The sequence below is a fragment of the Ancylobacter aquaticus genome, from assembly GCF_004339465.1.
Lineage (GTDB): Bacteria > Pseudomonadota > Alphaproteobacteria > Rhizobiales > Xanthobacteraceae > Ancylobacter > Ancylobacter aquaticus.
In genome coordinates, this window is record NZ_SMFY01000002.1 from 1,215,309 (window position 1) to 1,228,206 (window position 12,898).

14 protein-coding genes are annotated in these 12,898 nt (G+C 67.9%); 10 read left to right on the top strand and 4 right to left on the bottom strand.

From position 1 onward, the window contains the following. Nucleotides 1-49: 49 nt before the first annotated feature. From cobU to EV667_RS15280, 4 genes are all read left to right on the top strand, one after another. Nucleotides 50-565 carry a bifunctional adenosylcobinamide kinase/adenosylcobinamide-phosphate guanylyltransferase gene (gene cobU, locus EV667_RS15265; RefSeq protein ID WP_131836147.1) on the top strand — a complete coding sequence of 172 codons (516 nt, stop codon included), beginning with the start codon at nucleotides 50-52 and terminating at the stop codon, nucleotides 563-565. Continuing rightward, the gene (gene cobO, locus EV667_RS15270) at nucleotides 562-1,182 is read left to right on the top strand and encodes a cob(I)yrinic acid a,c-diamide adenosyltransferase (RefSeq protein WP_131836148.1); all 621 of its coding nucleotides are present in this window, start codon (nucleotides 562-564) and stop codon (nucleotides 1,180-1,182) included. The genes cobU and cobO overlap by 4 nt, the downstream gene beginning before the upstream one ends. Nucleotides 1,183-1,305: 123 nt before the next feature. After that, nucleotides 1,306-1,530 (top strand): NINE protein, encoded by a 225-nt coding sequence (locus tag EV667_RS15275; protein ID WP_131836149.1) that lies wholly within the window; start codon nucleotides 1,306-1,308, stop codon nucleotides 1,528-1,530. 229 nt (nucleotides 1,531-1,759) lie between these two features. Then, a complete protein-coding gene (locus EV667_RS15280) occupies nucleotides 1,760-3,199 on the top strand; it encodes a cobyric acid synthase (protein ID WP_207907777.1) in 1,440 nt (479 codons plus the stop codon). A 3-nt stretch (nucleotides 3,200-3,202) separates the two neighbouring features. Here the strand turns inward: EV667_RS15280 and cbiB are convergent, their stop codons facing one another. Next, complete coding sequence (gene cbiB, locus EV667_RS15285) at nucleotides 3,203-4,183, bottom strand: adenosylcobinamide-phosphate synthase CbiB (RefSeq protein WP_131836151.1); 981 nt, start codon at nucleotides 4,181-4,183, stop codon at nucleotides 3,203-3,205. A gap of 151 nt (nucleotides 4,184-4,334) precedes the next feature. On the opposite strand from cbiB, the gene recQ reads away from it, so the two are divergent. The 4 genes from recQ to tmpT all read left to right on the top strand — a co-directional run bounded on the left by recQ (nucleotide 4,335) and on the right by tmpT (nucleotide 8,704). Continuing rightward, a complete protein-coding gene (gene recQ, locus EV667_RS15290) occupies nucleotides 4,335-6,173 on the top strand; it encodes a DNA helicase RecQ (protein WP_131836152.1) in 1,839 nt (612 codons plus the stop codon). A gap of 128 nt (nucleotides 6,174-6,301) precedes the next feature. Beyond that, nucleotides 6,302-6,847, top strand: a complete 546-nt coding sequence (locus tag EV667_RS15295) for an SRPBCC family protein (protein WP_131836153.1) — start codon at nucleotides 6,302-6,304, stop codon at nucleotides 6,845-6,847. A 192-nt stretch (nucleotides 6,848-7,039) separates the two neighbouring features. Then, nucleotides 7,040-8,005, top strand: a complete 966-nt coding sequence (locus EV667_RS15300; protein ID WP_425359034.1) for a YVTN family beta-propeller repeat protein — start codon at nucleotides 7,040-7,042, stop codon at nucleotides 8,003-8,005. Nucleotides 8,006-8,065: 60 nt separating this feature from the next. Beyond that, complete coding sequence (gene tmpT, locus EV667_RS15305) at nucleotides 8,066-8,704, top strand: thiopurine S-methyltransferase (RefSeq protein WP_131836154.1); 639 nt, start codon at nucleotides 8,066-8,068, stop codon at nucleotides 8,702-8,704. A 6-nt stretch (nucleotides 8,705-8,710) separates the two neighbouring features. On the opposite strand, the gene EV667_RS15310 is transcribed toward tmpT, so the two are convergent. Further along, on the bottom strand, nucleotides 8,711-9,811 hold the full coding sequence (locus EV667_RS15310) for a sulfate/molybdate ABC transporter ATP-binding protein (protein ID WP_131836155.1): 1,101 nt from the start codon (nucleotides 9,809-9,811) through the stop codon (nucleotides 8,711-8,713). Between the two features lie 166 nt (nucleotides 9,812-9,977). On the opposite strand from EV667_RS15310, the gene EV667_RS15315 reads away from it, so the two are divergent. Next, nucleotides 9,978-10,604, top strand: coding sequence for a GNAT family N-acetyltransferase (locus EV667_RS15315; protein WP_131836156.1), 627 nt, complete (start codon nucleotides 9,978-9,980; stop codon nucleotides 10,602-10,604). Nucleotides 10,605-10,610: 6 nt separating this feature from the next. On the opposite strand, the gene EV667_RS15320 is transcribed toward EV667_RS15315, so the two are convergent. Next, nucleotides 10,611-11,009, bottom strand: a complete 399-nt coding sequence (locus EV667_RS15320) for a flagellar export protein FliJ (protein ID WP_131836157.1) — start codon at nucleotides 11,007-11,009, stop codon at nucleotides 10,611-10,613. Between the two features lie 522 nt (nucleotides 11,010-11,531). Here EV667_RS15320 and ctrA point away from each other — a divergent pair. Next, nucleotides 11,532-12,233, top strand: a complete 702-nt coding sequence (ctrA, locus tag EV667_RS15325; RefSeq protein ID WP_131836158.1) for a response regulator transcription factor CtrA — start codon at nucleotides 11,532-11,534, stop codon at nucleotides 12,231-12,233. 212 nt (nucleotides 12,234-12,445) lie between these two features. Here ctrA and copM read toward each other — a convergent pair whose 3' ends face one another. Continuing rightward, entirely contained in the window at nucleotides 12,446-12,853 is a 408-nt protein-coding gene (gene copM / locus EV667_RS15330; protein WP_131836159.1) for a CopM family metallochaperone, read from the bottom strand. Between the last annotated feature and the right edge of the window lie 45 nt (nucleotides 12,854-12,898).

Genomic DNA, 12,898 nt, shown 5'->3' on the forward strand with positions numbered 1-12,898 from the left:
GGGAGCCTCTTGGGATGACGACGCATCGCCCGGCCTTTGCCGGTGCCCCATGGCACTGACGCTTGTGCTTGGCGGCGCCCGCTCCGGCAAGAGCCTGCACGCCGAAACCCTTCTCGCGCAACGCCCCTCGCCCTGGAGCTACATTGCCACCGCGCAGGCGTGGGATAGCGAGATGGAAGAGCGCATCGCTCAGCATCGTGCCCGTCGCGCCGCCGGCTGGCAGACGCTGGACGCCCCTCATGACCTTGCCGCCACGCTGAAGGCGCTGCCCCCCGGCCGGCCGGTGCTGGTGGATTGCCTGACCCTCTGGCTTTCCAACCGCCTGCTGGCGGAGGCCGATCTGGCAACGGAGAGCGCCGCCATGGTGGAGGCGCTGGCAAGCCATGACGGGCCGGTGATTGCCGTTTCCAATGAGGTCGGGCTGTCCATCGTGCCGGACAACGCGCTGGCCCGCCGCTTCCGCGACGCGCAGGGCCGGCTCAACCAGCAGGTCGCGGCCCGCGCCGACAGCGTGGTCTTCATGGTGGCCGGCCTGCCGCTGTTCGTGAAAGGAAGCGCCCTATGAGCGATATTTCCCCCGAAGAAGCCGCCCGCCACCGCGCCAAGATGGAAAAGCGCAAGGCGGTGCAGGACGCGGAAGTGGCGGCGAAATCCGTCGAGAAGGGCCTGCTCATCGTCCACACCGGCCCCGGCAAGGGCAAGTCGACCGCCGCCTTCGGCCTCGCCTTGCGCACGCTCGGCCAGCCGGACGGGGCCAAGGTCGGCGTGGTGCAGTTCATCAAGGGCGCCTGGCAATCGGGCGAGCGCACCGCGCTGGAGAGTTTCGGGCCGCGCGTGGAATGGCATTCCATGGGCGAGGGCTTCACCTGGGAGACGCAGGACCTCGCCCGCGACATCGCGGCCGCCCGCCGCGCCTGGGATAAGGTGCGCGAGATGATGGACGACCCGCATATCGGCCTGCTCATCCTCGACGAGCTGAACATCGCCCTGCGCTATGAGTATCTCCCGCTCACCGAGGTGGTGGCGGCGCTCAGCGCCCGCCGCGAGGGGTTGCACATCGTCGTCACCGGCCGCAACGCCAAGGCGGAACTGATCGAGGCCGCCGACCTCGTCACCGAGATGGGCCTCGTCAAGCACCATTTCAAAGCCGGGGTGAAGGCGCAGAAGGGCATCGAGTTCTGATGCGCGGCCAGCAAGAAACTGCAAGAAATTGCAGCGGGCGATCTCGCAATTCCGCTTCGACATTCTTATGTGATGTTGGACGCCGAGTGTTGCGGCGTGGTGCTTTCATGGAGAAACGCTTCGATGCGTTCCACCCCCATCGCCTATCTTTTCTGGTGCTTTGGCCTGATTGGCGTTTGCGGCATCCAGCGTTTCTATACCGGCCGCTACTGGACGGGTGCGCTCTGGCTGCTGACCGTCGGCCTGCTCGGCATCGGGCAGATCATCGACCTGTTCCTCATTCCCGGCATGGTGCGCGAGGTCAATCTGGAGCGCCGCGTGGATTATCTGGAAGCACGGCGCGGCTAGGCGCCGGCACGCCGTCATCCCCGGGCTCGACCCGGGGATCCACGACTTTCCGGAATCTCCCACGCGCCTTCCCATTTACCATCGTCATCCCCGGGCTTGACCCGGGGATCCGCGCCGTCTTCGCGCCGATCAAAGGCGTGGATGGCCGGGCCAAGCCCGGCCATGACCGCTGTGATGGGTCGTCAGGGAGGAGCCTATGAGCCCTCCCCGTCGCGCGCCCCTCGGCCTGATGTTCCAGGGCACCGGCTCGGATGTCGGCAAGTCGCTGATCGTCGCCGGCCTCGCCCGCGCCTTCACGCTGCGCGGGCTGAGCGTCCGCCCCTTCAAGCCGCAGAACATGTCGAACAACGCCGCCGTCACGTCAGACGGCGGCGAGATCGGCCGCGCGCAGGCGCTGCAGGCCCGCGCCGCCCGGGTGGCCCCTTCGGTCCACATGAACCCGGTGCTGCTGAAACCGCAAAGCGATATCGGTTCGCAGGTGGTGGTGCAGGGTCGCGCGCAGGGCACTGCGAAGGCGGCCGACTATCAGAAACTCAAGCCCGGCCTCATGGCCGCTGTGCTGGAAAGCTACGGCATCCTCCGCGGCGAGGCCGACCTCGTGCTGGTGGAAGGCGCGGGCTCTGCCTCCGAAATCAATCTGCGCGCCAACGACATCGCCAATATGGGTTTTGCCCGCGTGGCGAATATGCCGGTTATCCTCATCGGCGATATCGACCGGGGCGGCGTCATCGCCAGCCTGGTCGGCACCAGGACCGTGCTGCCGGTGGACGACGCGGCGATGATCGTCGGCTTCCTGGTCAACCGCTTTCGCGGCGACCCGGCGCTGTTCGCCGACGGCATGAGCGCGATCGCCTCCCGTACCGGCTGGGAGGCGCTCGGCCTCATCCCCTTCTTTCCCGAGGCCCGTCGCCTGCCGGCGGAAGACGCGCTGGCGCTTGACGCCGCCGCCCTGCCAAAGCCCGGCGCGAGAATCCGCATTGCCGTGCCGCTGCTTCCGCGCATCGCCAATTTCGACGATCTCGACCCGCTGGAGGCCGAGCCCGGCGTGGAGGTGGTGCGCGTGCGCCCCGGCACGCCGCTCCCGGCCGATGCGGCGCTGGTGCTGCTGCCCGGCTCGAAATCCACCATTGCCGACCTCGCCGATTTCAGGCGCGAGGGCTGGGACATCGACCTTCTCGCCCATATCAGGCGCGGCGGACGGGTGCTCGGCCTGTGCGGCGGCTACCAGATGCTGGGGCGCACGCTGGCCGACCCGGAAGGGGTGGAAGGCCCGCCCTCGACCGTGCCCGGCCTCGGCCTGCTCGCTGTCGACACGGTGCTCTCGGGCGAAAAGCGGCTGGTGGCCGTCACCGGCACCGCCGGCGGCGTGCCGTTTTCCGGCTATGAGATGCATATGGGCGTGACCGAAGGCCCCGGCCGCGCCCGGCCCTTCTGTGCGATCGACGGCGCAGGCGAAGAGGGCGCGATATCGCCGGACGGACGCGTGATGGGCACCTATGCGCACGGCCTGTTCGCCGACGACCGCCAGCGCGCGCACTGGCTCACGACGCTCGGCGCGCCGCCCAGCGGGCTCGACTACGACGCCGGCGTGGAATCAACTCTCGACGCCCTCGCCGCGCATCTGGAGCGGCATGTCGACCTGGATCGGCTGCTCAAACTGGCGCGCTAGCCCTCACCACCCCCACACGACCAGCGCGAGCACCGCCACCAGCCCCACCATTACCGCATCCGCCGCGCGGTAGAGCGCCAGCGCCCGGCGGATATCCTTGGCCGTGCACTCATAGCGCCCGCCCTCGCCCATCAGCCCGTCCACCGAGAGCGTGCCGCCATAATGGCGCGGCCCGGCAATGGCGATGCCGAGCGCCCCGGCCATCGCCGCCTCCGGCCAGCCGGCATTGGGCGAGCGGTGGCGCGCCGCGTCGCGCCGTATCGCGGTGATGGCCCGCCACGGCGAGGCCCCGCGCACGAACAGCGCCCCGATCACGATCAGCGCGCCGGAAAGGCGCGAGGCCGGCAGGTTAATCAGGTCGTCGAAGCGCGCCGCCGCCCAACCGAAATAGAGGTGCCGCGCATCGCGATGGCCGATCATGCTGTCGGCGGTGTTCACGCCTTTGTAGATCGCCGCCCCCGGCAGCCCGGCAACCGCCATCCACAAAGCGGGCGCCACCACGCCGTCCGAATAGTTCTCGGCGAGGCTCTCGATCGCCGCCCGCGCCACCCCGGCCTCGTCGAGCTTGTCCGGGTCGCGCCCGACGATGTGGGAAACCGCCCGCCGTCCCTCCTCAAGGCTGGTCTCCAACCCCTCCGCCACGGCGCCGACGAACTGGTACAGGCTGCGCTGGGCCAGCAGGCTGGAACCCGCCAGCGCGGCGAGCAGCAGGCCGACGAACGGCACTCTCATCGCGAGGCCCTGCACCAGCAGCCCCGCCCCGCCACTCACTGCTATGATGAGGATCAGCGCCCCCATCCCGGCGAGGCGCCGCTCGCGGGGGGCGGCAGCGTCGCGGTTGACATGGCGGTCGAGCCAGCCGATCAGGCGACCGATCCACGTCACCGGATGGCCGATCCGGGCGAGCAAAAACGAGGGATAGCCGAAGGCGGCCTCGAACAGCAGCGCCGCGAGGGTTAAACCAAGAGTAAGTTCGAGGCTCATCGCAAGTGATTCTCTCGGACGTGATTCTCTCGTCACCGCTTCCGGGACAAACGAATCCGCCGGCCGCGCGGCACCACCATTTCCGCCCGCGCGACCGCTATCAAGACCTGCGGCGCCGCCATGCCCGCCTAACCGGACGAATACGCGCGGAATGAACATTCCCGTCACCTCATCGCACGGCATCCTGCCGCCTCACATCGAGGAGGCGAAGCGGGCGCGGCTGGCCGAGGTGTTCGGCTTCGACCGTTTCCGGCCGGGCCAGCAGGAAGTTGTGGATTCGATCCTCGCCGGTGTGCCGACGCTTGCCGTAATGCCCACAGGCGCCGGCAAGTCGCTGTGCTACCAACTGCCCGCGCTGGTGAAGGGCGGGCTCTCCATCGTCGTCTCGCCGCTCATCGCGCTGATGGACGATCAGGTGAACGCGCTGAAGCTGCAGGGGGTGGCCGCCGAGGCGATCCATTCCGGCAAGCCGCGCGAGGAAAATGTCGCGATCTGGCGGCGGGTGGCGGCGGGCGAGGTACGCCTGCTCTATCTCGCCCCCGAGCGGCTGCTGACCGAGCGCATGCTCGCCGCCCTCTCCCGCTTCAGCCTCGGGCTGGTGGCGGTGGACGAGGCGCATTGCATCTCGCAATGGGGCCATTCCTTCCGCAACGAATATCTCGGCCTCGGCCGGCTGCGCGAGATGTTCCCCGGGCTGCCGCTGGTGGCGATGACCGCCACCGCCGACAAGGCGACCCGCGACGACATTGTCGAGCGGCTGTTCGGCGGGCAGGCGCGCGTCTTCGTCTCCGGCTTCGACCGGCCCAACATCTTCATCGCCGTCGAGGACAAGAAGGACCCGGCGCGGCAGATCGAAAGCTATGTGCGCGCCCGCCCCGGCATGGCCGGCATCATCTACCGCATCTCGCGCAAGAAGGTGGACGAGACCGCCGAGCGGCTCTCCGCTGCGGGCATCCGCGCCCTGCCCTACCATGCCGGCATGAGCCCGGAGGCGCGCGCCGCCAATCAGGAAACCTTTCTGGCCGAGGACGGGGTGGTAATGGTTGCCACCGTCGCCTTCGGCATGGGCATCGACAAGTCGGATGTGCGCTATGTGCTGCACGCCGATGCGCCGGGCACGCTGGAATCCTACTATCAGGAGATCGGCCGCGCCGGCCGCGACGGCCAGCCGGCGGAAGCGCTGCTGCTCTATTCCGCCGGCGACATCGCCACCCGCCGCCGCTTCCTCGACGAGGAGCCCTCGCCGCCCGAGCGCAAGATGGTGGAGGCCCGCCGGCTCGACGCCATGGTCGGCTTCTGCGAGGCCGTCACCTGCCGGCGCGCCGTGCTGCTCGGCTATTTCGGCGAGCGGGCCAAGGCCTGCGGCGCCTGCGATGTCTGTCGCGACCCGCCCAAGGTGATCGACGCCAGCGCCGACGCCCAGCTGGTGCTGCGGCTCGTGCGCGCCACCGGCGAGCGCTTCGGCGCCGCCTATCTCGCCAGCGTCGTCACCGGCCAGCGCACCGACCAGATCTGCGGGCGCGGCCATGACAAGCTCGCCGATTTCGGCGCCGGTGGCGACAAGCCGGCCACCGAATGGCGGGCGCTGCTGCGCCAGCTCGTCGCAACCGGCGCGCTGCACGCGGACCCGACGCGCTTCGGCGCGCTCACCCTCACCGAGATCGGCCTCGCCGTGCTCGGCGGCACCCGCACCTTCACCCTGCGCGCCCCGGTGAAGCGTTCGCGCGAGCGTTTCGCCCGCTCCGACAGCGGGGCTGAACTGGCTCCGGCCGAGGCGGCGCTGCTCGGCAAGCTCAAGGCGCTGCGCCGTGATCTCGCCAAGGAGCGCAACGTGCCGGCCTATGTCGTCTTCGCCGACAAGACGCTGGAGGAGATGGCGGTGGAGCACCCACGCAGCCGCACCGAGCTGGCCGGCGTCAAGGGCGTCGGCGCCGCCAAGCTCGAAGCCTTCGGCGCGGCGTTTCTTAAGATTCTCAAAGAATTCTCGTAACAGCCCAAAAGAATTCGACCCGGGAAATTTTCCACACGCAAGAGAGTTCACGAACGCCGAATCCCTCCCTAGACTGCGGGGCAACGGACGCAAAAGTCCGGAATGAACCCTGTTCCGGGATGGAAACGATGAAGCTTGAACTGTTGACTGCGGCGCTGGCCGCAACCTCCATGCTGGCCACCCTCGGTGTGGCGGGCGCCCACGGCCCGACCCGCCAGAAGATTTCCGAAAAAATCGAGATCAACGCCCCGCCGGACAAGGTGTGGGCCGTAGTGTCCAATTTCCAGGATGGTGGCTGGATTCCGGTGGTCGCCAAGACCGAGGGCACCGGCGGCAACGCCCCGGGCGCCAAGCGCACCCTCACCCTGAAGAACGGCGCCACCGTCGAGGAAGAGGTCGCCAAGTTCGAGCCGGAAAAGATGACCCTGATGTACCGGATCGAGAAGGTCGACGTCGCGGTGCTGCCGGTGACGAACTACTCGTCCTGGCTCATCGTCACCCCGGCCGATGGCGGGGCAAAGTCCGAGGTAGAGTGGCGCGGCGCCTTCTATCGCGGCTACCCCAACAACGACCCGCCGCCGGAGCTGAACGACGAAGCCGCCGTCAACGCGGTCACGGGCCTCTACAAGGCCGGGCTCGGCGAGCTGAAGAAGCAGATCGAGGGCGGCAGCTGAGCCGTGACGGCGTCGGCACCGATGCGAACGCGCCTCGCGCCCTCTCCCCGACGGGGAGAGGGCTGGGGTGAGGGGACCTGGCGCCCCGCAGGGCCTTCCCTCCCGCCCGGCATCATCCCGGCCGCGCACCAGCGTGCGCCAGGATCGCCCGAGGCCTCAACGCGATTCCGGATCGACCTTCGGTCGTCCGGGGTGACGGCCGCATGGCGGCGGTTTCTGCCCGTACTCGCGGCCAGCGTCCTCTTCTTCCTCGCCCCGCCCACCCATGCGGATGAGGCCTTCGTCACCTCGCAGCCGGCGGAAACCCTCTCCATCGTCGATCTCGCCACCCGCAAGGTCGTCGCCACCCTGCCGATCCCCGGCAAGCCGGCCGGCATCGCGGTGAGCCCGGATGGCGCCCGCGCCTTCGTCACCTCGCCCGACGGCAAGGCGCTGAGCATTGTCGACGCCACGACCCGCACCGTGACCCACCGCGTCAACCTCGGCGACGGGCCGCTCGGCGTCGCCGTCCACCCTTCCGGCAGCCCGGCCTATGTCGCCGACTGGTACCAGCACCGCATCCTCGCGGTTGATGCCGCAACCGGCGCCGTCACCGGCGAGGTGAAGGTGGGCCAGTCCCCCTCCGGCCTCGCGGTGACGCCGGATGGCGCGCTGCTTCTCTCCGCCGACCGCGATTCCGACGCGGTGAGCCTGATCGACACCGCCACCCTCACCCGCCTCGCCTCCATCCCCGTCGGGGCCCGCCCCTTCGGCATCACCGTCGACGCGGCGGGCACCCGTGCCTACACCGCCAATGTTGCCTCGAACGACGTCAGCATCATCGATCTTGCCGCGCGCAAGGTGGTGGCGACGGTAAAGGTCGGCGAACGCCCCTATGCGGTGGCGCTGGCTCAGGGCCGCGCCTTCGTCACCGACCAGTATGATTCCACCGTCACCGTGTTCGACACGCAGACGCTGGAAAAACTCGCGGCCATTCCGGTCGGAGACTATCCCGAGGGCATCGCGGCCAGCGGCGACGGCGCCTTCGTCACCGTCGCCTGCTGGGAGGCCAACACGCTGGAGATCATCGACAGCGCGACGCTGAAAGTGGTGGAGACGATCCCTGTCGCCGACGGCCCGCGCGCCTTCGGCGCCTTCATCCGCCGGACACAGCAGTGACATAAATGGGCGTCTGCCCGGCTCCCTATGACGCCACCGGCACAAGAGGAAGCTACCGCCATGGACCCCGATTTCTGGCACAAGCAATGGGAAGCGAACGAGATCGCCTTTCACGAGGGCGCGGCCAACCCCTTGCTGGTCCGCCATTTTTCGGCACTCGGCGTCCACCCCGGCGCGCGGGTGTTCGTGCCGCTCTGTGGCAAGAGCCATGATCTGCACTGGCTTCTGGCCCACGGCTTCACAGTCGCCGGGGCGGAGCTGAGCCGCCTCGCCGTCGAGCAGTTGTTCACCGAACTCGGCGTCGCGCCCGAGATTTCCGAGATCGGCCCGCTGGAGCGCTTCGCGGCGGAGGGAATCACCGTCTTCGTCGGCGACATCTTCGACCTCACGCGCGACGTGCTGGGGCCTGTCGACGCCATTTATGACCGCGCCGCGCTGGTCGCCCTGCCGGAGGCCATGCGCGAACGCTATGCCGGCCATCTCGTGCATCTCACGCACAGCGCCCGGCAGTTGCTGATCACCTTCGACTACGACCAGAGCCTCACCGTCGGCCCGCCCTTCGCCGTCGATGAGCACGAGGTGCGCCGGCTCTATGGCGCGCCCTACCATCCCTCGCTGCTGGAAAAGCACCCTCTCAAGGGCGGCATTCGCGGCAAGGAGCCGGTGGTGGAGGACGTGTGGAAGCTGGAGCGGCGCTGAAGTTCTTCAGATCGCGTAATCGCCCGGCTGGTGGGCCGGCGGAGCCTTGGTGTCGACGCCCGGGCCATCGGAGGCGAAGAGGCGGGCGCGGTCGAGCCGCACCGCAACCTTCTCGCCGATTGGCACCCGCACGGTGGGGGCGATGTCGGCCTCCAGGACGGCGGTGCCGACCGCGATCTCGACGCGGCGGATAGCGCCGTGGCGGCGGAAGGCGCGCACCTGCCCCTTCAGCCCCGCCGTGCCGTGCAGGCCCAGCGTCACGTCGTGCGGACGCACATAGAGCAGGCCCGGCCCGTCCGGCACCGCCAGGGTCGCCGCCGCGATGGCGGTGGAACCGGCAAGCGCGACGCCGTTCTTCACGTCGACCTCGATGCGGCTTGATTCGCCCATGAAGCCGAACACGGCGGCGGTTTCCGGCCGGTCATACACATCGTCCGGCGTGCCGATCTGCTCGATCTTGCCCTTGCCCATGACCACCACCCGGTCGGCGAGTTCCAGCGCCTCTTCCTGGTCGTGGGTGACGAACAGCGTGGTGTGGCCGGTCCGGTCGTGCAGTTCGCGCAGCCAGCGGCGCAGTTCCTTGCGCACCAGCGCATCGAGCGCCCCGAAGGGCTCGTCCAGCAGGAGCACCTTGGGCTCGATGGCGAGCGCACGGGCGAGCGCCACGCGCTGGCGCTGGCCGCCGGAAAGCTGCGCCGGGAAACGCCCGCCAAAGCTCTCCAGTTGCACCAGCGCGAGAAGATCGGCCACGCGCGAGCGGATCTCGGCTTCGGAGGGCCGCTCGGCGCGCGGGCGCGAGCGCAGGCCGAAGGCGACATTCTCGGCCACCGTCATATGGCGGAACAGCGCATAGTTCTGGAAAACGAAGCCGATGCCGCGCCGTCGCACAGGCACCGAGAGCGCGTCATGCCCGTCGAACAGCACCCGGCCATGGCTCGGCTGCTCCAGCCCGGCGACGATGCGCAGCAGCGTGGTCTTGCCGGAGCCGGAAGGCCCCAGAAGCGCCACCAGCTCGCTGGGTTTCACATCCAGCGACACGTTGGAAAGCGCCGGCGCACCGTTGCCGAAGCTCTTGCCGACCTGATCGATGGTGACGGCGACCGTCATGAATTCACTCTCATTAGATGTACTAAATGGAATTATCCGCAAGATATCCGAAAATTCGCCGCTGTGAACCCCGCCCGACGCCGAACGGGGTCGCGCGGCCTCCCCATGGCGGCGAACGGGGGATTGGCGCTAGAACGGGGGCACGCCTCACCGGATACCCCCTGGAATGACCGACCCCGCTGCCCCGCTTGTCCTCAATCTCGATGGCTATACGCCGCTGCCGCCCGGCAAGATCGCGGCCGTGGTGACGATGCTGGAAATGACCGGCCCGCCACCGCCTTTGCCGGAGCGGGCCAGCGAGGGCCTGACGCTGGAGCGGCAGCACGCACCCGCGCCGGGCTGGTACCGCGCCCTGTTTCGCCGCGTCGGCGAGGACTGGCTGTGGTTCTCGCGACTGGCGATGGTCGACGCGGGACTCGCCGCCATCCTCGATGACCCGGAGGTGGATGTGCTGGTGCTGCGCAAGGACGGCGTGGAGGTCGGCTATATCGAGCTCGATTGCCGCGTGCCGGGCGAGATCGAGCTCGCCTTTGTCGGGCTGGTGCCTGACATGGTGGGCAGCGGCGCCGGGCGTTTCATGATGAACCGGGCGCTGGCTCTGGCGTGGGCGCGCCAGCCGCGACGTGTGCATGTCCACACCTGCACCCATGACAAGCAGGGGGCGCTGAATTTCTACCTCAAGGCGGGTTTCCGCCCCTATGCGAGCGCGGTGGAGATCGTCGACGATCCCCGGCTCACGGGGCTGCTGGCGCGCGCGGCGGCGCCGCATGTGCCTGTCATAGAGGCCGACTGATCCGTCTCAGGCGCCAAGCACGGCGCGGGCGCGGCCGGCGATATTGCGCGGCGCCATCTCGACCGGCGCCTCGACGCGCTCGCGCTCGCCGAGCGCCTCCATCTTCTTCAACTCGTCCAGCGCCTCGTCATGGGCAAGGCGCGCCTCGCTGAGCTGGCCTTTCAGCTCGTCGGCGGAGCGGCGCATATTGTCGCGACGGGTCGCGGCGGCGCGGGCATAGGTCGAGTAGGCGAAATGCTGGGTGTCGGTAATGCCCGAGCGCTGCTCCTCGGCGTCGATCTCGCGTTCGAGATCGCGCGACATGCGGCCGAACTCCGCGATCATGGTCTCGATCTGCGCCAGATGGCGGCGCTTTTCTTCCGCCTGGAACCGCTTGAGGCGGATGAGGGTGTCGAGCGACTTCATGGTCGGCTTACTCCGTTCCGTCGTCCGCCCGCTTCCCCGATGGGCGCGACAAGGCGGTCGTCACGTGCCGCCATCACGCCGCGGCAGGGGCATTTTCGCCAACAGATGTTGCCGCTTCCTTACTCTTTTTGCTGAAAAGGTAGCGGGGGCCGGGGAAAGCGTCACAAGCCCTCCGGATCGAAACGATTTGTTTACCGGGCTCATTAATGATCGCGATGTCGTCCGGTGGGGTCGCGGCGCCCGTGAAAGCGGAGTCGAGGGACTCACTTAGGCACACTTGTTAAGATTCAACTTCAGAGATCGGGATGAGAAATTCCGATTTTCGGACAAACTCTTGCGGGAAGACTCGAAGATAATTCGTGTCGCCGCTTGTGCTCGGGAATCGGTTTTTGTTACCCCTTGTTTCACGAAGTAACGAATCGGTGTGTGTCGAGCCGGGCGCGGGGTGGGGTCACGCTCGGCTTGGAAGAGTCCGGTTGAGCGCTGAACCCCCCGGGGCCATGGCGAGGGAAGGGGATTGGCATGCGCGTCTTGCTCATCGAGGACGACCGCGCGACCGCGCAAAGCATCGAGTTGATGCTTAAGTCCGAGAACTTCAACGTCTACACGACCGATCTCGGGGAAGAGGGCGTCGATCTCGGCAAACTCTACGATTACGACATCATCCTGCTGGACCTCAATCTGCCCGACATGTCGGGCTATGACGTCCTCAAGGGACTGCGCGTCGCCAAGGTGAAGACGCCGATCCTCATCCTCTCCGGCCTCGCCGGCATCGAGGACAAGGTGAAGGGCCTCGGCTTCGGCGCCGACGACTACCTTACCAAGCCGTTCCACAAGGACGAGCTGGTGGCCCGCATCCACGCCATTGTGCGCCGGTCCAAGGGCCATGCCCAGTCGGTCATCACCACGGGCGATCTGGTGGTCAATCTCGACACCAAGACGGTCGAGGTCGCCACCAACCGGGTTCACCTGACCGGCAAGGAGTACCAGATGCTGGAGCTCCTCTCGCTGCGCAAGGGCACCACCCTGACCAAGGAGATGTTCCTCAATCATCTCTATGGCGGCATGGATGAGCCGGAGCTGAAGATCATCGACGTGTTCATCTGCAAGCTGCGCAAGAAGCTCGCCAACGCGTCGCAGGGGCACAATTTCATCGAGACCGTCTGGGGCCGCGGCTATGTGCTGCGCGACGCCGGCAACGAGTCGGACCGCATGTCCGCCTGATTTCTCGCGTTTGTCGAACCCTCCCAAACTTGAGCCCCGCCGCAAGGCGGGGTTTTTGTTTGGCGGGTCCGGTTGGCGTGGTGGCGCGCCCTCGCCGGCCGTCCTACCGGCCGCACACGGCGAGAGTCGCGATTGCCCCCTCGTGCGAGCGATCCCGGATCGGCCGTTCGGCCGTCCGGGATGACGTCTCTTTTAAAAGCCCCTGCCGTCGCCTATTTGGCGTTTCGGGCCAGCCAGGCCTTGAGGAAGGCGATCTCGCCCTCCTGCGCCTTGATGATCTCCTCCGCCAGTGCCCGCAACTCCGGGTCCTTGCCGTGTTCGAGTTCGACCCGCGCCATGGCGATGGCCCCTTCATGATGGGGGATCATGCCACGGGCAAAGTCGATGTCGGTGTTGCCGGTGAAGGGGATCGCCATGTCCTTGTGCATGCGGGCATTGGCAGCCTCGAATGCCTGCGTCGAGGGGCTGGCGGCGGCACCCGTGTGAGTGCTGTGATCCATCGCGCCATGGTCCATGCCGTGGGCGGAAGACGGCGGTGACGCCGCGTCCTGCGCCAAAGACGGTGTCGCGAAGACGGCAAGGCCGGTGGCCAGAAGCCCGGCGCGAATAAGACGGTTCATGTTGAAAATCCTCTGAGGGTGGGAGAGCGGCCGGTCCGGCCGCGC